Origin of the sequence: Teredinibacter turnerae T7901 (assembly GCF_000023025.1) — a bacterium.
Classification (GTDB): domain Bacteria; phylum Pseudomonadota; class Gammaproteobacteria; order Pseudomonadales; family Cellvibrionaceae; genus Teredinibacter; species Teredinibacter turnerae_B.
Map to the genome: position 1 here is coordinate 4,221,290 of NC_012997.1, position 21,439 is coordinate 4,242,728.

Here is a 21,439-nt window from a genome sequence, read left to right on the forward strand (position 1 = left end):
TACCCCAGCGTTATATCTGGGTTTTAGCACTCATAGATAGTTATTTTATGCACGATTATTCCGACGAAGATTGGGAGGACGACGACCTCCCCAAGAGTAAAACACAGGTCAAAAAGGAAATGACCGCACTGCAGGACCTCGGCGTCCAGTTGATTGAGCTTTCGCCCACCCAGTTGGACAAGCTGCCACTCTCCGACAAGCTCCGCAGTGCAATCGATGATGCCCCCAAAATCACTCAGCGCAGTGCACGCAAGCGGCATTTTCAGTACATTGGCAAACTGATGCGCGACGCAGATGGCGAAGCCATTGAAGAAGCCTTTGCAAGGATGCAGGAAAAGCAGCATCTGGCCGCACGCCAACACCACCAGATCGAAAACTGGCGGGATCAGCTACTCAGCGGCGATCAGCAGGCACTGCAAGCCTTCATCGACCAGTTCCCTGGATGTCAGGTGCAGCAGTTGCGTAACTTATTGCGCGCGGCAGAAAAAGAAAAAATGGACAACAAACCCCCAGCGGCGGCTCGCAAGATATTCAAGTTTGTACGTGACTGCTTTGAAGCTGCAGCCGATGACGGCACCGTTTAGCTCTTGCACGGTTTAGCACTTACACCTGGTTGAGCTTACGCAGGGATTTACTTGTGCGGGTCTTGCTGATGAAGGTAGCTTCTCAGAGACCCGTTTACTGGGGCCAGGCGTGAACGGGGTGCGCGCAATCTGCGCAACCAGACCCACTTCAGTACACTCACTTCAGTACACTAAAGACTCACTGCAAGCGGCGGTGATTCCAGACAGGCATATCTTTGCGCAGCAACTCCAGCTCATCCAGATCCACCTGGGTAACCACCAGGTGCTCGCCCAGCTGAGAATCTTCCAATAGCTTGTCATCTCCGGCTCGGGCGATAATCTCGCCCCAACCATTCACCACCATGGAATCACCCCAGGTTTTGCGCTGGGGCGTGTGCTCACCCCCTTGATTCACGCCAATCATCACAATCTGGTTTTCCACTGCGCGAGCGCGCAACAGTAATTCCCAATGCACCTTCCCGGTGGCCCAGGTGAACGCCGAAGGGAGTACCACAAAATCCGCACCCTGTTGACGCAACGCGCGGAAATATTCCGGGAATCTCAAATCGTAACAAATACCCACGCCCATCCGGCCCCATGGAGTTTCACAGACGACAGGCATGTCGCCACGGGCAAAACTATCCGATTCACGGTATGCGCCCGTGTTATCTTTCACGTCAGCATCAAACAGATGCATTTTGCGATACGCTGAAGCTATGCGCCCCTGATCATCAAACACTACGCATGTCGCGAAGGGCTTTACGTCTTCAGATGCATCGTGCCAGCGAATTGTATCGGCGGACACTTCCCAGTCTCCATCTCCATCCCCATCCGCCCAGCTAAAGCCGTGCAATGGCATACTGCCGGCCACCAGCCACAGTTTGTGGGCGCGCGCCAAGGCGCTAAATCGCACCAGCCATTGCACTTGCTCATCCCGCGTAAAACGCGTTTTAAGCCCAAACGTGAGGAGGTTTTCCGGTAAAACGGCAAGCTGACAGTTCGCTTTACTGGCGCGGCCAAGCAAGCCTTCCAGTGTGGAGAAATTCGTTTCCACGCCCTCCAGCTGGCTGACCATCTGGCACAAACCGACGCGAAACCGCCTAGCCATTGGTGGGCTCCGCTGCGGGCGTTGGATCGTCGGTCGATTTGATTTCCAGCTTATCCTCCGGCGCAGGTTCAGCCCGATCAGCGTCCTGTGCTGTGGCTGTAGCCGCGGTTTTCGGCTCAGGCGTCACGACCGGATTTAACGTGGACAGCGCCTGCTGAGTTTCGTGCGTTGCCACAGACGCTGGCACAGGTGTTGATTCTGACAATGATGGCCCTGCCGTTATTGACTCTGCCAATGTCGGCTCTGTGATAGTTGATACCGGCTGAGCAGGCTCCGTTTGAGCCCTGTCCTGCCGTTGGTCTTGCGAACTTTCCGTCAACGCTTGCTGAGAATCCTGTTGCAGGGTCGCTGACAAAACCTGCTCAGAAGCCCCCGCAGGTATGGGCGCGGTAGCCATCGCTGCAGTTTGAGTTTGGACTTCCGTTGGGGCCTCGCTCGACAGCTGGCTGCTAGGCTGGCCAGTTGGCGGTTGGCTAGTAGAGGATTGGCTAGTAGAAAGTTCGCGACTTTCATTGCGATCCATATCTTGTACCTCGCGGCCTTTTTTCTCCGCAGCGGTATCGTCAAAGATTTTTCGGAATTTAATTTTCGGGTCGTCCCAGCCGCCATTGATGCGATAGTTCAGGCTGGACGCACGATCAACCTGTTTTTCAAACATCTGGCTCACCAGAAACACACCAACTGCCGCCGGCAGGCCCGCAACCAGAGCCGCAGCCACCGTCAGGTCACCAGCAACAGGCAGAGTTGCTACGAGCTCTGCGTCAATGGTCTCGTCGAGCATATCGAGCACTCCCGCCACCTGAATTTTTGACGAGGTGGAGTTCACCACCAGCGGCTCATGGATGAATATACGCCCGTTCTCAAATTCAAAGTCGCCGTGCACCGACTCAAACCCGAGGCCTTCTTTGGCCAAATCACTGAAATCCAGGCGCAAACGCCGGGCAATGGTGTCGAAGTTGAACAGCGCGATCAATCGCAGCAAACCGTTGTCACCATCGGTTGCACCACGCACAAAGCTACCATCCAGCAGGTTAAAATCGACCTTCCCGCTCACGATAGGTAGAGCAACTTCATCGGGCGCCCCTGGCCAGCTGATTTCCGCCTGTATCACTGCGGTTCGGCTCTCGATAATTTTTTCCTGTCCCCAGGCCTGCAACACCTTGCCAACATCTTTAGCCATTAACGTGCCACGAAAACTGCTGACATTACCTTCGGGGGTTTGGCGCCAGGTGAATTCGGTCGCGCGGGTATCCAGTAAACGCTGACGCTGATCCCCTTCACTCACAGTCGGCGAATTATTCCGCAGCGGCGCGCTCACTTTGCCATTGAGCGCCCGGCGGGTGTTCTCAGTGTCAGTGGTTTCCGGAACAGCACGCTCTACTTCGTCAGGCGGATCATCTGCAGTGACAATCGCCTCCCCTACATCCATACCACGGATGGTTGCATGAACATTGCGGATAACCACACCTTGATCAATCGGCCGCAGTTCAAACTCCCAGTGCCCATAAGGCTCGCCACCGACGGTGAGCGCATCCACCCGAAAGTCCACGGGGAAAAAGGTGGAGAGGTCGATATCCGCCATCATGCTCTTCGGCAGCGCTTCAGCCCCGGACATTGGAGCTTCAGCCCCTGGAATTGGAGCTTCAGCCACTGAAATTAAAGCTTCAGCCTCTGGTGCTGGAGCGTCTCGCTCGACAGCCGCCTCAGGCTGCACAACCAGCACCGGCGTTTCGGTGGTCGATGAGCGGGTTTTGTCCACCGGTACATCGGCAGCCACCTCTTGCGCAACCGGAGCGGGTTTAGAATCGTCCGGCGCAGTATCCTGATTGATCTGGTCTACCCCTGGCAGGTGCAAATAATCCAGCGCCATGATCACAGGGCTGCTGTCATCGGCCTTGATGACCACATCGCCCGCGACAGGTTCGCTATCGACCCGCAATGACCACTCGGTCTCGGTCCCCAGGCCATTTACATGCACGTTTTCAACACCAACATCGCCCGCCGTCGCATAGCCGATATCCATATTCACGCGAATAGGCAGGGTCGCTTCGTCGTCCGTACCGCTGCTCAGTTGATCCATGTACGCGAAGTAACGCTCGCGCACCAGATCCCACTCAAACAAATCCGCCGTAGGCACCTGACCGAGCACATCAAAATAACCAGGCTGGAGCGGCAGTTCGGTATCACCAAAATTCAATTGCAGACTGTCGTTCAAACCACTGCGCAGCCGCAAACTAATCTGTTTGTTATAGTCGAAGCGGTAGAGCTGATAGTCGTCGAACATCTTCAAACTGACATTAAACGGCGCTTTATCCGCTGCGGACTTACTCATCGGAGCCGGAAGTTCAAGCGACACGCCGTCCAGCTTAGAGGCGACGTCTATTGCCAGATAATAGGGCTGTGTTCCCTCTGCCGGAATAGTGAGAGAGCCGTCCAGTTCGGTCACACCGGATACAAACCCCAGCTCGGGTCGCTGCGTCCATTGGCGAATATCGTCCACGTCCACCGGGCCACGAAAGTGGATAACTGTATCGCGCGCCGTATCGCCGACCAGTGGGCTTTCGATACTGGCGCGCACCGGGCGCCCCCACATGGCGGCGTCTAAACCTGCTGAGCTCAGACCGGTCTCAGAGCTGTACTGCAGTTTTCCTTTGACTGAATCCACCGCCAGACCGATATCCGCCATGTCCACTTTAGCGCCATCAAACTCGACGTTAACAAGTTGGCGGCTACCTCGTGTGTCTTCTTCCAGGGGAACTTGTAGCTCGATCTCTGCGGCAACATTGCCGCCGAAAGTCCAACTATCGAATGTCGAGCCAAATACACTGCGTACCGGGCTTTGCTGAAGTAACGCCATGGCGGCAGCCGCATTGCTGGTTACCGCGCCTTTAATCGCCAGCGCCATTGGCTGGCCATCTGCGCCGGCTAGCAGTTTAACCTGCGCGCGATTTACCTGGTTACCCAACAATTCTGCGCTCGATACCGACACGTTGAGTTTATAGTGGTCGAGATTAATATGGCCATTGAGCGACTCAAGGGCGGGCCAGTGCGGGTCAAATGCAAGATCAGCGTTATGTACATCCGCTGACAACTGCAGGTTTGCACTGTATTTGGGGTGCATGTCGACCGAACCGTGGTAAATAAATGCCGCATCTGTAGCAGTACCCGCCCCGATACTCGACTCGAGCCACTCGTAAAGATGGCTGGGTACAACCTTTGGCACATAGCTCTTGTGCACACTTAAGGGTCCCTCGCGCATGCCTATGGCCAGTGTCATTTGCGGTTCACGCGGGTCCGCAACCAAGGGCAATGCCAGATGTAAATAGCCGCTACTGGCAAGCTCCCCCTGAGTGAGTTCTATGCGCCCAGAGGAGACATACGCGGTTTTTTCATCAAGGTCCAGTTGCCATGCCACTTGACCCCTTGCGGAATCAAATTCGAAGGGCGCGTCGTAGAGATCGACAAAATTCATCGCGATTCCGCGCTCACTGCGCAGCGTAACGCGGCCGCTGAGTGCGGTTGCTTCCAGGTAGCCGTCCAGGTGACGCAGCTCGGGTGCGCCTCGAAAATGGCCGACGCCGACATCTGCCATATTGGCTTTTGCCAACATATAGCCAGAGGCCTTATCGGTAAAACGCACGTCCAGGTTGCGCAGCATGCCCTGCGGTTTCAACTGGCCGAGAATATCCCCGACACGTCCGGTGAGGCTGCCGGTCGCGGCCAGTAATTCGTACCAGCGGCCGAGATCCACCTCCGGGATACGCACGCCGATGGGCCGGTTAAACCCCGCCTCCAGGGCCACATCCAGCGGTGGCGACTGCCCTTCAGGCCAATCGATGAGCAGGTGCTGAAGCATTAATCGCCAGCCGTCCTTGGGCGTCCAGCTACCGGTGATGTCCGCCTGCGTACCTGTGGGCAGGCTGACAGTCTCAGGTACCGCCAGCGGCAAACCATCTGCGCGCAGGTTGCCCGAAAGTTTGTAGCCACGGGTCGACGACCCCTGGTACCAGAGCTGTAAATCCAGTCGGTGCCCTTCGGCCCATTGGTGCGAACCCTGTTCACGCCACCAGTCGCCGGCGAACGCGGCCAGAACCTGCTCCATGGGAAATTGATTCAGCGAGACGTAACCCTTTGCATCGAAATTATCCGGATCGCGTGGGTCCCCGATACCTTCTGAGATGAGCGTAAAGTGCTGTCGCCCCTCGACAGCGGCAGACGCGCGAATACGGTGAAAGTCTTTGTCGTTTTCCAACATGATGTTGGGAATCTGCAGGCTGGACTGATGTCCTGTGCGAAACTCGAGCGCAAATTGGGCGTTATCGATTTCCACCCTGCGCCCGACCAAAAAAATGTCGAGGGGATCGTCAATGCGAAATTTGCGGTCCGACTTAACGGTGGTTTTCAGGTTTTTGATTTGCCATGGGCCAGTGTCCTGCTGCACCAGCGTGGTTTGCAGGTCCTTGAACGCCAGTTGCCGCCAGGCCACCTGGCGCTTGGCGAGGCTCTCCACCAGACTGAGTTCCATGGAGGCTTCGCGAATTCGGAAGATGGGTTGATCGTCGAGGCTATCGACAGAGACATCGATCAAATCGACTTTAGGGCGCAGCCCTGCCCAGGTCGCAGCAAGTTCGCCAATATGAATTTTTACGCCTAATTGATCGCCAATCAGACGGCTGATGTCATCGCGATAGTCATTTAACAGAGGAAAGGCTTCTCGCCCCAATTGCACCAGAACAGCTGTGGCGATTACCAGGGTAAAGAGCGTGCCCCAGAACCGCTTAACCAGGCGACGCATTGTTCTTCTGCTAACAAATACCACGTGTGACTTTCTCTAGTGTTGACCGGGCAACCTTAAACCAAAACGATGTCGTACTGTTCCTGGTTGTACAGGGATTCCACTTGAAACTGAATAGGCCGGTTGATAAACGCTTCGAGATCCGCGACGCTGTCCGATTCCTGGTCGAGTAACCTGTCAATTACCGGCTGCGAAACCAGCACCAGGAAACGCTCATTGTCGTACGCCCTCGCTTCGCGCAGTATTTCGCGAAAAATTTCGTAACAAATGGTTTCTGCCGACTTTAACGTGCCGCGCCCAGCGCATACCGGGCATGGCTCACACAACATTTGGCCGAGCGACTCGCGGGTACGCTTGCGGGTCATTTCCACCAGCCCCAGCTCCGACACCCGCGTAATACTGGTTTTTGCGCGGTCTTTCTCCAGGCTTTTCTCCAGCGTGCGGTGTACCTGGCGCTTGTGCTCCACATCCCGCATATCGATAAAATCAATGATGATAATACCGCCCAGGTTGCGCAACCGCAGCTGCCGCGCTATCGCCGTCGAGGCTTCCAGATTGGTTTTAAAAATCGTTTCCTCAAGGTTGCGGTGGCCGACGAAAGCCCCGGTATTCACATCGATGGTGGTCATCGCCTCGGTTTGCTCAATAATCAAATAACCGCCGGATTTCAGCACCACTTTTTTGTCCAGTGCGCGCTGAATTTCATCTTCAACACCGTACAAGTCAAACAGCGGTCGCTCACCGGGGTAATGCTCAATACGTCCACCAATTTCGGGCGCATAGTGCTTGGCAAACTTTTCCATTTTGGCGAAGCTCTCGCGCGAGTCGATCCGCACCTTTTCAATATTGGACCGCATCAGGTCGCGAATAGTGCGCATATAAAGCGGAAGATCTTCGTAAATTATGGCTGGTGCACGGGATTTTGCGATGGTATCGGCGAGATCGTGCCACAGGCGGAACACAAACGGGATGTCCGCTCGCAAATCCTCCTCGCTCGCGCCCTCGGCTACAGTGCGGATGATAAAACCACCGCCTTTGTATTCTTCCTCGTATTCGGCAGCGAGCTTTTCGACAATAGCCCGCAACCGATCGCGCTCGGTATCGTCTTCTATTCTATTCGAGACACCGATGTGGTGGCTGTTTGGCATATAAACGAGGTAACGCGCTGATACAGAGAGATGGGTACTCAATCGAGCACCCTTAGTGCTGATAGGGTCTTTGATCACTTGCACCAGAATATCCTGGCCTTCGCGTAAAAAATCGCGAATATCGGCTTCTGCGTGACCGCGTTCATCACCGTTCTTCGCTGGATCGACCGCGATATCCGAGACATGGATAAAGCCGGCACGCGCCTGCCCTATATCCACAAACGCTGCTTGCATACCCGGCAGTACCCGCACCACCCGACCTTTGTAGATGTTCCCCACAAAACCTTTGGTGCGGGCGCGCTCGATATAAACTTCTTGTAAAACGCCATTCTCCACCAACGCCGCCCGGGTTTCGGTGGGGCCAAAATTAACCAGTATTTCTTCACTCATTGGGGCGATTATTTCTCCGACGCATTCCACACGGGAAGGCGAAATAACTGCAGAAGTTGACTGGTTTCAAATAAGGGAAGCCCCACCACAGCGGAGTAACTGCCACGAATTTCCTCCACAAAAACGCCGCCAAATCCCTGAATTCCGTAACCACCAGCCTTGTCCTGCGGCTCGCCGGAGTTCCAATAGCGCTCTGCCTCTGCGGATGAAACAGTGCGGAATCGCACATCCGTCTCACTGCACAAGGTTTTCTGTTCGGTACCGCGACAAATACTGACCGCTGTCATGACCTGGTGGGTCTGGCCCGACAAACTAGTGAGCATGTTAATCGCTTGCGTTTTATTCGCGGGCTTTTCCAAAACCGTCGAATCCAGCACGACAATCGTGTCGGCACCCAGCACCGGCGCATCCGGTTTGAGCAGGGATCCGGCTCTGGCCTTGTCGGCGGCGAGGCGGGTTACATAATCCAGAGGAGTTTCATCAGGCGCGCGTTCTTCCGGAACATCGACGTCGATAATCGAAAACGCGACGCCAATCTGCGTTAACAGTTCACGGCGGCGCGGCGATTTCGAAGCCAAATATAAAATTTCGGAGGGTGTCACCTGCGCTCCTGAAACAAAGAAACCAGTTAAAGGATCGCAGTGTAGCATTTACCAGCCAGCAAGGGGCCGCTCACTGCGTGCGGTACAAATGACGAATACGGAGAAAAAAGAACACGACCAGGGGCCAACACAGGGCTGTCATTAAGGTCGGGAGCACCAGATAGTGGGCCGGCGTCCGATAACCGGCAATTCCCTGTACCCAGTTGACCACCACTTGATGCACCCCCACTAGAATAAAAACCCAGAGCGACTGATGCCAAACGGAATAGCTGCGGATGCGCTGATAGGACATGAGACATATGTAAGCGATGATAGTGAGCGCCATCGCATGGCCGCCCCAGACACCCAGTTCGACAACATCTTGCAGCAAACCCACCAGGAAACCAAAGGTCATCCCCAGCTGTTCAGGGCTGTTCATTACCCAGAAGATCACCAACAAACAGAGCAGTTCGGGGCGTAAATACGAGAAATCCTGGGTGAGTGGCAACACCGCAAACACTAACCCGAACGCGATGCTCAAGCCCAGAAAAAGTGCGTAATTACGTTGCTTCGGCGTCGCCATAGCCTAGTTTGCCGCCTGCTCGGTGTTGTCGGCGGGGGGCTGATCGAACACCAGCAACACATGACGACTGCGATTCATTTCGGCCATAGGACGAGCAATTACGCGAGCAAAGGGCTTGCCTGGGTCGATAACCACCTGCTCAACTTTAGCCACCGGATACCCCACAGGAAAGCGCTGGCCCAAGCCCGAACTCACCAGCAGATCGCCTTCCTGGATATCCACCGTGCTGGATACATGGCGTATCACCAGTTCATAGAGATTGCCGACACCCTCAGCGATAAGTCGCACACCGTTACGATTAATTTGCACCGGCAGCGCGTGGGTAGTGTCGGTAATTAAGAGCACCTCACTACTGTGCTCACCCACGGTGACAACCTGCCCCATGAGACCGTTGGCATCAACCATTGCCTGGCCCACATAGACACCCTCTTCTGCGCCGCGATTAACAATAACCTTGTGCACAGTAGGGTCCGGTGCAACACCGATCAACTCTGCGATAATCACGCGGTCTTGCAACATATCGGTGGAGTTAAGCAATTGTCGCAGACGAACATTTTCTGCGGAAAGAGAAGCGAGCAACTGAACCTTGCGCCGCAACACAAGCAGCTCAGTGCGCAAGGCTTCGTTTTCGTGCTCGAGACGCGAGCGCGACATCAGCCGGGTATCCGCCCAATCGCTGGCTTTCGCCGGCAAATCGGAAACCCAGTAGAAAGGTGCCGAAATATCAGCACCGTGCTTTTTCAGGGAGTCGAACCAGTCGGTATAGAGGTAGGTGAAGGCAATCGCGAGCGAGAGAGCGGTGAGTAAAACCACTCTCACATTAAGGGAAGGACCTTGGCGAAACAGGGGCTTGATGTTGGAACCTCCGCCAGCGCACAGCGGCTAGAGTAAATTAATAAAGTGAACCCAGCGTGTGCTGATCCATCAATTCCATCGCCTTACCACCACCGCGCGCCACGCAGGTAAGCGGGTCTTCGGCAACCACCACTGGCAACCCGGTTTCCTCACTTAGCAGGCGGTCCAGATCGCGTAACAGCGCGCCGCCACCGGTTAACACCATCCCGGACTCAGCAATATCAGAGGCGAGCTCGGGCGGCGACTGCTCAAGCGCACTTTTTACGGATTGCACGATTCCAGACAGCGGCTCCTGCAGTGCTTCAAGGACTTCATCACTGTTAAGAGAAAAACTTTTCGGAACACCTTCCGCGAGATTGCGCCCGCGCACATCTATTTCCAGTACTTCACTGCCCGCGTAGGCGCAGCCAATCTCTTTCTTGATACGTTCAGCAGTCGCGTCGCCGATAACGCTGCCGTATTTGCGGCGCACATAATTGACAATCGCTTCGTCAAATCGATCGCCGCCGATGCGGACCGAGTCGGACAGCACCACACCATTTAACGAGATAATTGCAATTTCCGTGGTACCGCCGCCAATATCGACCACCATGGAACCAGTCGCTTCATCAACACTTAAACCCGCGCCAATTGCCGCAGCCATTGGCTCCTCAATCAGGCGCACTTCACGTGCACCTGCACCCAGTGCCGATTCGCGAATTGCGCGTTTTTCAACTTCGGTAGAAAGGCAGGGCACACACACCAACACTCGCGGGCTCGGTTGAAACCAGCTGTTTTCGTGCACTTTTTTGATGAAGTGTTGCAGCATTTTCTCGGTCACCTGGAAATCGGCAATGACGCCGTCTTTGAGTGGCCGAATAGCGGTAATGTTTCCAGGGGTACGGCCCAGCATGCGTTTTGCCGCCATGCCGACTGCCTCTACTGATTTTTGTCCGTTTTGATTGCGAATCGCAACAACCGAAGGCTCGTTTAATACGATGCCCCGTTCGCGAACATAAATCAGCGTATTCGCCGTACCTAAATCAATGGAGAGATCGTTAGAAAAGAGACCGCGTAAACGCTTGAACATATTTTTGGAGACCTTATTCTCGAAAGCTGCCTTACCTGAGCATAGGCTGTAAAGCACAAGCCCGTGTATTTTAGAAAGTCTAGTTATAGCAGCAATAAATGCACGCACTCTATCAATGCCGGGGATTTTGGGCAAGGCACAAATATGGTAACGTAGCGCGTTTATAAAAACCGCGATTTGGAGCCTCGAGTGAATCCATCCGATATTGAAAAACTGGCTCATCTGGCCCGCCTGGAAATCAGTGCGGAAACCATCGAGCAAACTGCTAAGAGCATTACCGAAGTGCTCGCACTGGTCGATCAACTGAGCTCAGTAAATACCGACGGCGTGGTACCCATGGCTCACCCATTGGATGCCGTCCAGCGTTTACGTGCCGACGATGTAAATGAAACCAACCAGCGCGACGCCTTTCAACAAATTGCACCGGCAACAGAAGATGGCCTTTACCTGGTACCCAAGGTTATTGACTAACTGATCTGTCGCACCGGCAATCGCTCTTTTTCACGATAAGCACCAAATTCACCAGGAACCCGCAATGCACAACCTGACCATTGCTGAAATTTCCCGCAAGCTCCAGGCGAAGGAATTTTCCAGCGAGGAAATCACCCGCTATTTTCTCGATCGCATCAAACAGCAGGACCCAACGTACAACTGCTACGTCACTGTTACTGAAGAACTTGCCATGGCGCAGGCGAAAGCTGCCGACGCACGCCTGGCGGCTGGCAATGCGCCCACTATGTGCGGCGTGCCCTTCGCACACAAAGACATTTTCTGCACCAATGGCGTTAAGACCACGTGCGGCTCGAAAATGCTCGATAATTTTGTGCCGCCTTACAACGCAACCGTTGTAGAAAACTACATTAATGAAGGCGCCGTGATGCTCGGCAAGACCAACATGGACGAATTTGCCATGGGGTCATCGAACGAAACCAGTTATTTCGGCCCGGTTAAAAACCCGTGGGACACCAACTGTGTACCCGGCGGCTCCTCCGGCGGATCAGCCGCTGCGGTGGCAGCGCGCATGGCGCCTGGCGCGACAGCAACGGATACCGGTGGCTCCATTCGCCAGCCTGCAGCACTGTGCGGCATCACCGGCATCAAGCCCACCTACGGGCGCGTTTCCCGCTGGGGCATGATCGCGTTTGCCTCCAGTCTGGACCAGGCCGGGGTAATGGCCCGCAGCGCTGAGGACGCGGCAATTATGCTGAACGTCATGGCCGGCTACGACAATAAAGACTCCACCTGTATCGACGAACCGGTACCCGATTACATTGCCAATCTCGGCGATTCGCTGGCAGGCGTGACCATTGGTGTGCCCAAAGAATATTTTGAGGTGGGCCTCAACCCGGGTACCGAAGCCCGCGTTCAGGATGCAATCAAGCAGTACGAAACAGCCGGCGCCAAGATTAAATCGATTTCGCTGCCGCACTCACACCTCGCAGTTCCCGCTTATTATGTGATTGCACCCGCCGAATGTTCTGCCAACCTGTCGCGTTTTGATGGTGTGCGTTATGGTCACCGCTGCGACGACCCGAAAGATTTAATGGATCTTTACAAGCGCTCGCGCGGGGAAGGATTTGGTGAAGAAGTGAAGCGTCGTATTCTGGTCGGCACCTACTGCCTGTCCGCCGGTTACTACGATGCCTACTACGGTAAATCGCAGCAGGTGCGCCGTCTGATCAAACAGGACTTTGTCGATGCATTTAAAGAGGTCGACGTGATTATGGGGCCAACCGCTCCGTCACCCGCATTTGCGTTCGGCTCCAAAGGCGACGATCCCGTGGCCATGTACCTGGAAGATATTTACACCATCGCCACCAACCTGGCGGGGCTGCCCGGTATGAGCGTGCCCTGCGGCCTGGTCGACAACAAGCCTGTCGGCCTGCAACTGATCGGCAATTTCTTTGCAGAGAGCAAACTGCTGAATCTCGCCCATCAATTCCAGCTGGCAACGGACTTTCACACCCTTGCCCCCAGTTCCCTCGCCTAAGGAGTACAGATTATGGAATGGGAAACAATTATCGGGCTGGAAGTACACGTACAACTGGCCACCAACACCAAAATATTCTCCGGCTCCAGCACCGCGTTCGGCGCTGAACCCAATACTCAGGCCTGTGCCATCGACCTGGCCATGCCGGGCACATTGCCCACGCCAAACGCCGAAGCCTTCCGCTTCGCCACTATGTTTGGCCTGGCCGTGAACGCTGAAATTGGCAAGCGCTCGGTGTTTGAGCGCAAAAACTATTTTTACCCGGATCTACCCAAGGGCTACCAGACCACTCAGCTCGCAGAGCCCATCGTTGGCCCAGGTTACGTAGATATCCAACTCGCTGACGGCAGTGAAAAACGCGTTCGAATTCACCATGCGCATCTGGAAGAAGACGCGGGAAAATCCCTGCATGAAGACTTTCACGGCATGAGCGGAATTGACCTCAACCGTGCCGGTACGCCGTTGATTGAGGTGGTGACTGAGCCAGATATGCGCAGCGCAGAAGAAGCTGTCGCATTTGCGCGCAAACTGCATTCAATTGTAACGTCGCTAGGCATTTGCGATGGCGAAATGAGTCAGGGCTCCATGCGCTTCGACGTCAACATTTCGGTCCGCCTGAAAGGTGACGAAAAACTGGGTACGCGCACCGAGACCAAAAACCTCAACTCATTCCGCTTTATGGAGCGCTGCATCGAGCAAGAAGTTGAGCGCCAGATAGAAGTTATTGAAGACGGCGGCAAAATCATTCAGGAAACCCGCCTTTATGATGGTGAAACCCACAAGGCACGCAGCATGCGATCCAAGGAAGAAGCCAACGATTACCGCTACTTCCCCTGCCCGGACCTGCTCCCGGTTATGCTGGATGACGACTTTATCGATGCAGCCCGCGCCGCCATGCCCGAATTGCCAGATGCCCGCCAGCTCCGCTTTGAAGAAAGCTATGGGCTGTCTCCTTACGACGCAGGCATCATTAGCGCCGATGCCGCCACCGCCGATTTTTTTGAAGCTGTGGCCGCTAAATGTAGCGATGCAAAACTCGCGGCTAACTGGGTGATGGGCGAAATTTCCGCTCGCCTTAATGCAGAGGAAATCCGCATCACTGCAGCCAAGGTCAGCGCAGAGCAATTGGCAGGGTTGATCGCGAGAATTAAGGATCAGACCATTTCCAACAAAATCGCCAAACAGGTTTTCGATGCCATGTGGAACGGCGAAGGCGATGCCGATACGATTATCGAAGCCAAAGGCCTGAAACAGGTGAGCGACTCCGGGGCGCTGGAAAAAATGGTAGACGACGTCATGAACGCCAACCCTGCGCAGGTGGAAAACTACCGCAAAGCAGACCCAGCGAAACAGCCAAAAATGCTGGGTTTCTTTGTGGGCCAGGTGATGAAAGCGTCCAAGGGACAAGCCAACCCGCAACAACTTAACGATATTTTAAAGAAAAAGCTGGAGAACTAGGCTCCAGCTTCCTTTTCTGATTTAGAGGAGCTCACCATGAGTTTAAAAAAAGACAAACAAAAAGTACTTGGCGAAGTTTTTGACGACGCTCGGGTAAAAGAATTTCTGGATGTGGAAGGCAACGGCGAGATTGATGCGGACTACCTGGCATTAGAGCGCGCCTACCGGGGAATGAAGGCGGAAAACTTCGAAAGTTTTGTGAAGTTTTTTGTCGACGAAGGCCGCAATATCAACGCGAAAAATCCGCAAGGTCGCACGTTGCTGCAAGTGATTAGCGATCACCGCCTCAGCAACGACTATATTAAAGCTCTTAATGCTGGTGGCGCTCGCTGTTAATGCAATACCCGATCAATAGTCCCCTAAGCGGCGCGCGCTACTTTGTCGAAGGCGTGCGCCTGCTACTCCACCCCAAGCTGCGCGCCTATATTCTTATCCCGCTGTTGGTTAACATCGCACTATTTGTGGTATTAACCGGCGCATTGATCTACTACATTGGCGTATTTCAAGACGGGCTCCACATTGATGTCCCCGACTGGCTACAGGTGGTTGCCGATTTTCTGCTGCATTTGCTCAGCCTCGTGCTGATTGTGCTGGTGCTCATCATTTACGCCTACAGCTTCAATATCATCACGAATATTATCGCCGCGCCCTTTTACGGCATGCTGGCGGAAAAAGCGGAGGAGCTGCTCACAGGCACGAAAATCGAGTCGGAACCACTCGTTCGCATGATCCCCCGAGTTTTCAAGCGAGAGCTTAAAAAGCTGCTTTACTTCATTATTCGCGGGATATTGATATCGTTGATCATGCTCTTGGTGGGCTTAACGGTACCGGTGGTTGGCACCTTTCTCGCCCCCTTAATCGGCCTTGCGTGGAGTGCCTGGTGCATGACGTTGCAATACGCCGATTACCCGGCAGACAACCATCGCTGCTCGTTTACCGCAATTCGACGCAAGCTGGCACAACGCAGCATGAGCAGTTTTGGCTTTGGCGGCATGATAACCGCGTGCAGTGTGATTCCCGTATTGAATATCATCGCTATGCCCGCAGCCGTGACCGGTGGCACCATCTACTGGTTAAATGAGCTGAGGGATTGCCCTTGCAAGTACTAGGGCTAACGAGGAATGCGGCCTATTACCAAGGCCGATAAAAGCAAGACAGATAGAAGATCAGTTTCGCGGGGGAGTTCACCCCCACAAACACTTAATTATCGTAATTTAGGAGATGCTCGGGCGGCAGTTCACATTTGAGTTTGCGCCCCAGTAGTTCTTCAATTGCCGGCAGGCGGAAAGCGTCGTCCTCGCAGGCAAAACTAATAGACTGACCCGTATTGCCGGCGCGCCCGGTACGGCCGATGCGGTGCACATAATCTTCCGGCTCCTCGGGCAAGGTGTAGTTCACCACATGGCTGACACCATCAATGTGAATGCCGCGCCCGGCCACATCGGTTGCCACCAGGGCCTGCAAACTTCCCTCTTTAAACGCTTCTAGCGTTTTAACCCGCTTGCCCTGCGGGATCTCGCCCGACAGCAGACCGACTTTGTAGCCCTGTTTGCGCAAGCGCTCATACAGGGTACGGCACTGGTCGCGGCGGTTCGCAAATATCATGACGTTTTTGACGTCTGGCATGGAGATGAGGTTGCACAGCAGCGGCAGCTTTTCGTCACCCGAAACCATGTAAATAAACTGCTCGACGGAATCGGTCGCGACCGTTTCCGGTTCTATCTCTACGCTCACCGGCTCAAACATCCAACTTTCCGCAAGGCGCAGTACATCGTCAGAGAAGGTCGCTGAAAACAGTAGCGTCTGGCGGTGGGTTTTACGCGGTGCCAGGCGCACAATACGTTTTACTTGCGGAATGAATCCCATATCCAGCATGCGGTCCGCTTCGTCGATTACCAGAATTTCCAACTGATCCAAATACACCTCGCGGCGCTCGCAGAAATCCAGCAGCCGCCCTGGCGTGGCGACCAGAATATCCACGAACTGGCCATGCAGCGCCTGCATTTGTTTATTGAAGTCCATGCCTCCGACCAGCGTTTGCACAGACAAGCCGGCGTACTTACCAATTGCGGCCGCGTCTTTGGCAATCTGCATCACCAGTTCGCGCGTCGGTGCAATCACCAGCGCTCGCGGCTCTCCCGCGAAGCGTTCTTCCGGCGCCGGTTGGCGCAACAAATCTTCAAACACCGCAATCAAAAACGCTGCTGTTTTGCCCGTCCCCGTTTGCGCCTTACCCAGCACGTCATGTCCACTCAAGCTGTACGGCAGCGATTTAGCCTGGATGGGAGAGCAGTGCTCAAAGCCCATATCAGCCAGGGCACGTGCTACTTGCGAGGAAAGATCGAGGGTAGAAAATGCAATCTTGGGGGCGGGTTTGTCACTAGGGACAGCAGAATGAGTGTCATCTGACATTGCGTTAGTTGTACCGGAAAAATTAAGAATTAAGGGAGGCTTTGTACACATTCGCAACAACAAACACAAGTATTCTGCCCGAACATTCGAATTTCACGTCGAATGGCGCGTTTTTTTATGCATTTTCGCGCAATTCTTTTTACTGTTCGACAAAGCGGTTGACTTGCTCCTGCCCCATTGGATTAATAGGCGCTTCGCCTTCAGGCGACCATATTCACTGGTGGGCCACCCAATCAGCAGGGAGCACCCAGGTTGGCACCACCAGAAACGATTGGCACATAAATCCAGGGTTTTTCTCACCTATACTTCGTGAATACCCTCTTTTTGCCTATCCAGAGAATAATAAATTCAGGAGGAGAAATGAGCAGCACAACCCCCAACACGCGCAGCGCACTCGCGCTCAACCCACTTGCTGCGGCCATCGCCCTGGCGCTTGCACTGCCGGCAGCCGCGCAGGACGACGATACCCGTGGTTTGGAAGAAATTGTGGTAACCGCCCAAAAAAGGGTCGAGAACCTGCAGGAAGTTCCCCTCTCCGTCGCGACGATTAGCGGCGATAAGCTGGAAAGCGCCGGTGTCGAAAACCTCGGCGATCTTACCGCCCACATGCCCAACATCCATTTCACCGAAACCGGTCTCAGCACCCAGGTCCGTGTGCGCGGTATTGGCTCGGACAACAGCCAGGGTATGGAGCAATCTGTCGGCATGTATATCGACGGAATATATTACGGCCGGGCGCAATTGTTCCGGATTCCGATGATGGATATGGAGCGCGCGGAACTGTTGCGTGGCCCGCAGAGTACATTGCTCGGTAAGAACAGTATTGCTGGAGCGCTGAATCTGACCACCGCAAGACCTCAAAACGACCTTGCTGCGAAACTGTCCATTGGCCAGGAAGTCGAATTTAATGGTACTGAGATAAATGCCATGGCCAACACCCCGGTTGGCCAAGCCGCAGCCGTGCGTCTGGCGGTACGCCGTCTTACCGAAGACGGCTACATGACCAACACCTATCTCGATACCGAACAGCCGGAGAAAGAAGAAAACAGCGTGCGCTTAAGCGGCATCTGGACCGCCAGCGAAAATCTCGAACTCTATGCGAAAGCCGAGCAACACACATTTGAAACCACCGGCAGACCGATTGAGATTACCTATGACGTTCCCCTCTCCGATGGGGGGCTCACCTACAACGAATATCTGCATGTACTGAGTCTGCCGGGATTAGACGCCGCTCAGAATTACGAGCGGCAGGCGGATCAAGAGGAATACAGCGACAACGAGGTCAATAATTTCACGTTTAAGGTGGATTACGATTGGGCAGAGCACACCATCACCGCTGTTTCCGGCTGGCTCGACTTCAACTACGAAGAACTGTGTGACTGTGATTTTGTCGCCGCCGAAATTGTGCCAGTGCGCCTGGAGGAGGACTACGAACAGTTCAGCCAGGAAATACGCATCGCGTCACCAGTAGGTAAGCGGTATGAGTGGATAGCGGGCGCTTACTACCAAAATTACGACCAGACCTTCGAAGACTCCATCGACCTGGCCGAAACCAATTTTCTTACTTCGACTTACCCGGTACTTAAAGGCACCGCGATGAAGCGGGACTTCGCCCAGTCTTCCGATGCCTGGGCCATCTTCGGCCGGGTCACCTGGAATTTGAACGACGCCTTGCACCTGACCCTCGGCGCGCGCTACACCGAAGAATCCAAAGACGCGAGCAAGTCCATGAACGTCGTTTCCCTCGACGATGGCAGCATTGTGAACGACCCGGTTATCGGCATCACCTATATGGGGGCGTTCCTGGCAGAGAACGAGCAAGCCACCTTGCTTCCAAACCCCGACCTTCCGCCCTCGGAATGGGAACCATTGCGTCACAGCGGGCACAACGTCTCCGGGGAGCGGGACGAGTCCGCATTCACCCCGTTGCTGAACCTGGAGTGGGACCTGTCTGACGATATGATGCTCTACAGCTCCTACACCACCGGTTTTAAAGCCGGTGGTTTCGACCCGCGCTCTAACCGCGTGGGCCGTTTCGATAACCGCGCAGTCAATCCGAATGCAGCGCCGCCCCCGGAAGATGAGGGCGACCCACTGCAAAATTTCGAGTTTGAGAAGGAACAGGCAACCGCGGTGGAAATCGGTATGAAAAATACCCTGGGCGACGGCCGCGCGGAACTGAACGTTGCGCTTTATCACACTGATTACGACGATCTTCAGATCAGCCAATTCGATGGCGGCGTTGGATTTAACGTGGGCAACGCCAAAAAAACCTTGGTCCAAGGTATTGAAATTGATGGTCGTTGGCTGATTGCCGAGCACCTTACTGCCTACTACGGATTTGCCTGGCTCGACACCGAATACAAAGACTTCAAAAACGGTAACTGCTATGCGGGACAAACGCCGGACACGGATACCGATGGCGACGGTTTCAACGAAACCTGCGATTACACCGGCAAACGCGGCGTCTACACGCCCGAGTTCACTGGCAATCTCACCCTGGACTACTACCGCCCGCTGACCGATAAGCTAACCTTTGTCAGTGCGCTGGACTGGCAGTATGTCGACGGCCACCAGGTGCACGTAAACCTGGACCCGGCGGGCGAAATCGATGCCTACAATCTGCTGGCACTGCGGGTGGGTATCGAGGGTGAACACTGGGGCCTGGCAGTCCTCGGTAAAAATCTGCTGGACGAACATATCGTCAGCTACAGTGGCAATGCGCCCCTGTCGGATTCGCAGTTCAACACCAATACCCATTACAGTTTTATTCGCAAACCGCGCACGATTACACTGGAGGCCACGCTTCACTTTTAGCCCATTGCTAAGAAAAACGGCACTGCTAATGGAGCCCACAAAAAAACCCGGCATTTCGCCGGGTTTTATTTTATCAGGTTGCCTGCTATTTATTTGCGACTGCCGCAACAAGGACATTCAGGGTCTTTGCGCAGGTTAAGGTAGCGCCACTCGTTACGACCGCCATCGAACAAACCCAGGCGACCCGAGATGACTGGCCCGATACCCGCCAGTAGGCGTAGCGCTTCAAGCGCCTGGTGGCACCCAATAATCCCGACCACTGGCGAAAGAACGCCATTTTGTGCACAACTGAGATCTTCGTCGCCCGTTAACTGATAGAGACATTCGTAGCAGGCCACCGCCGGATCTCGAAAATCGAACACCACCAGTTGCCCCTCCATCCGCACCGCAGCGCCGCTAACCAGCGGCGTTTGAGTCTGCCGACACACGCGATTAACCAATTGACGGGTACCAAAGTTATCGCAGCAGTCGAGCACAATATCTGCTGCGGCAACTTCTGCGGTCAGCTGTTGTTCATCGAGACGATGTCGAATAAGGGTAAGTTTGCATTCGGAATTAATATCGCGCAGCTGACCTGCCGCTGAGTCCACCTTCGCCAGCCCGATAGTCGATTCCCTGTGCACAACCTGACGCTGCAAATTGCTGGCATCGACCAGGTCGTCGTCCACCAGCACCAATTCGCCAATACCGGCCGCGCACAAGTACAAAGATACCGGAGAACCCAGGCCGCCGAGACCGATTATCAACACGCGCGCGGCTAAAAAACGCTCCTGACCTGAAACATCAACCTGAGGCAATAATATGTGGCGACTATAGCGCAGCAGCTGATCGTCATTCATACCAGCGGCCCAGGGTCGCCCGGTTATTACCGCCTAAATCCTGAAAGGTGCGAATTTCCAGAAAGCCTTTGCCCGCCAGTATTTCAGCCACGCGCTCGTCCTGCTGCCAGCCGTGCTCAATCAGCAAGGTGCCGCCATCGTTAAGGTGTTCCACCGCATGAACGATGATGTGACGAATATCAGCAAGCCCTTTATCGGCGGCAACCAGTGCGCTGCGCGGCTCAAAACGCACATCCCCGCGCCCCAGGTGCGTATCTTTTTCATCAATGTACGGCGGGTTGGCAACAATCACATCGAAGTGTTGATCGCCCAGAGCGCTGTACCAGTCGCTTTGCAGAATTTCGACATTGGTAAACCCCAGGCGAGCCTGATTGCGCAGCGCCAATTTCACCGCCTCAGGCGATTTATCGACCGCAACAATCACGGCATCTGACAGCTCGCTTGCGAGTGCCAGCGCAATTGCGCCGGTACCTGTGCCCAGGTCCAACACACGCTGTTTGGGAATAGGTAAATCAACAATACAGGACACCAGTAATTCGGTGTCCGGTCGGGGAATCAGGGTAGATGCATCAACAAAGAAAGGCAGCGACCAGAATTCCCGCTCGCCAAGAATATAGGCTACGGGTTCACCCGCCCGACGCCGCGCGAAAAACTCCGCGAACCGCGCCTGCTCTTCCTCGCTGAGATTGTATTCAGGCCAGGTGAACAGCCAGGTACGACTTTTCCCCAGTACCGCGGCTAGCAACAGCTCGGTGTCTAACCGTGCGGTATCGCTGACATCCGATAATTCAGCGGATACGGTCAGGCAGTCTGCAACGCTGGCCATCGCTA

At 54.6% G+C, this 21,439-nt stretch carries 17 protein-coding genes; 7 read left to right on the forward strand and 10 right to left on the reverse strand.

The annotated features are described in order from the left end of the window. Positions 1–47: 47 nt before the first annotated feature. Entirely contained in the window at positions 48–584 is a 537-nt protein-coding gene (gene yjgA, locus TERTU_RS16955) for a ribosome biogenesis factor YjgA (RefSeq protein ID WP_015819940.1), read from the forward strand. Positions 585–762: 178 nt separating this feature from the next. Here the strand turns inward: yjgA and TERTU_RS16960 are convergent, their stop codons facing one another. From TERTU_RS16960 to TERTU_RS16990, 7 genes are all read right to left on the reverse strand, one after another. Beyond that, positions 763–1,671, reverse strand: a complete 909-nt coding sequence (locus TERTU_RS16960) for a carbon-nitrogen hydrolase family protein (protein ID WP_015820646.1) — start codon at positions 1,669–1,671, stop codon at positions 763–765. Further along, on the reverse strand, positions 1,664–6,466 hold the full coding sequence (locus tag TERTU_RS16965) for a YhdP family phospholipid transporter (RefSeq protein ID WP_015819144.1): 4,803 nt from the start codon (positions 6,464–6,466) through the stop codon (positions 1,664–1,666). The genes TERTU_RS16960 and TERTU_RS16965 overlap by 8 nt, the downstream gene beginning before the upstream one ends. Positions 6,467–6,522: 56 nt before the next feature. Beyond that, positions 6,523–8,004, reverse strand: a complete 1,482-nt coding sequence (rng, locus tag TERTU_RS16970) for a ribonuclease G (RefSeq protein WP_015819719.1) — start codon at positions 8,002–8,004, stop codon at positions 6,523–6,525. Between the two features lie 8 nt (positions 8,005–8,012). Next, complete coding sequence (locus tag TERTU_RS16975; RefSeq protein ID WP_015818695.1) at positions 8,013–8,606, reverse strand: Maf family protein; 594 nt, start codon at positions 8,604–8,606, stop codon at positions 8,013–8,015. Between the two features lie 70 nt (positions 8,607–8,676). After that, positions 8,677–9,168: a rod shape-determining protein MreD gene (gene mreD / locus TERTU_RS16980; RefSeq protein ID WP_015818490.1), complete on the reverse strand. Its 492-nt coding sequence runs from the start codon at positions 9,166–9,168 to the stop codon at positions 8,677–8,679. A 3-nt stretch (positions 9,169–9,171) separates the two neighbouring features. Then, on the reverse strand, positions 9,172–10,014 hold the full coding sequence (gene mreC, locus TERTU_RS16985; RefSeq protein ID WP_080516719.1) for a rod shape-determining protein MreC: 843 nt from the start codon (positions 10,012–10,014) through the stop codon (positions 9,172–9,174). A gap of 46 nt (positions 10,015–10,060) precedes the next feature. After that, positions 10,061–11,092 carry a rod shape-determining protein gene (locus tag TERTU_RS16990; protein WP_015817372.1) on the reverse strand — a complete coding sequence of 344 codons (1,032 nt, stop codon included), beginning with the start codon at positions 11,090–11,092 and terminating at the stop codon, positions 10,061–10,063. 189 nt (positions 11,093–11,281) lie between these two features. Here TERTU_RS16990 and gatC point away from each other — a divergent pair, with 189 nt between their 5' ends. The 5 genes from gatC (at position 11,282) to cysZ (ending at position 15,649) form a co-directional block, all read left to right on the forward strand. Next, positions 11,282–11,563, forward strand: coding sequence for an Asp-tRNA(Asn)/Glu-tRNA(Gln) amidotransferase subunit GatC (gene gatC / locus TERTU_RS16995; protein WP_015820522.1), 282 nt, complete (start codon positions 11,282–11,284; stop codon positions 11,561–11,563). A gap of 64 nt (positions 11,564–11,627) precedes the next feature. Next, positions 11,628–13,082, forward strand: a complete 1,455-nt coding sequence (gatA, locus tag TERTU_RS17000) for an Asp-tRNA(Asn)/Glu-tRNA(Gln) amidotransferase subunit GatA (protein WP_015819261.1) — start codon at positions 11,628–11,630, stop codon at positions 13,080–13,082. Between the two features lie 12 nt (positions 13,083–13,094). After that, entirely contained in the window at positions 13,095–14,540 is a 1,446-nt protein-coding gene (gene gatB / locus TERTU_RS17005; protein ID WP_015820012.1) for an Asp-tRNA(Asn)/Glu-tRNA(Gln) amidotransferase subunit GatB, read from the forward strand. Positions 14,541–14,576: 36 nt separating this feature from the next. Further along, positions 14,577–14,876 carry a PA4642 family protein gene (locus TERTU_RS17010; protein WP_015817457.1) on the forward strand — a complete coding sequence of 100 codons (300 nt, stop codon included), beginning with the start codon at positions 14,577–14,579 and terminating at the stop codon, positions 14,874–14,876. Then, positions 14,876–15,649: a sulfate transporter CysZ gene (gene cysZ / locus TERTU_RS17015; protein WP_015819060.1), complete on the forward strand. Its 774-nt coding sequence runs from the start codon at positions 14,876–14,878 to the stop codon at positions 15,647–15,649. Before TERTU_RS17010 ends, cysZ begins: the two co-directional genes overlap by 1 nt. A gap of 91 nt (positions 15,650–15,740) precedes the next feature. Here the strand turns inward: cysZ and rhlB are convergent, their stop codons facing one another. Further along, complete coding sequence (gene rhlB, locus TERTU_RS17020) at positions 15,741–16,952, reverse strand: ATP-dependent RNA helicase RhlB (RefSeq protein WP_080516752.1); 1,212 nt, start codon at positions 16,950–16,952, stop codon at positions 15,741–15,743. Positions 16,953–17,312: 360 nt separating this feature from the next. Here rhlB and TERTU_RS17025 point away from each other — a divergent pair, with 360 nt between their 5' ends. After that, positions 17,313–19,769: a TonB-dependent receptor gene (locus TERTU_RS17025; RefSeq protein ID WP_015819881.1), complete on the forward strand. Its 2,457-nt coding sequence runs from the start codon at positions 17,313–17,315 to the stop codon at positions 19,767–19,769. A gap of 89 nt (positions 19,770–19,858) precedes the next feature. On the opposite strand, the gene TERTU_RS17030 is transcribed toward TERTU_RS17025, so the two are convergent. Beyond that, the gene (locus TERTU_RS17030) at positions 19,859–20,608 is read right to left on the reverse strand and encodes a HesA/MoeB/ThiF family protein (RefSeq protein ID WP_015819254.1); all 750 of its coding nucleotides are present in this window, start codon (positions 20,606–20,608) and stop codon (positions 19,859–19,861) included. After that, on the reverse strand, positions 20,601–21,434 hold the full coding sequence (gene prmC, locus TERTU_RS17035; RefSeq protein ID WP_015818428.1) for a peptide chain release factor N(5)-glutamine methyltransferase: 834 nt from the start codon (positions 21,432–21,434) through the stop codon (positions 20,601–20,603). The genes TERTU_RS17030 and prmC overlap by 8 nt, the downstream gene beginning before the upstream one ends. Between the last annotated feature and the right edge of the window lie 5 nt (positions 21,435–21,439).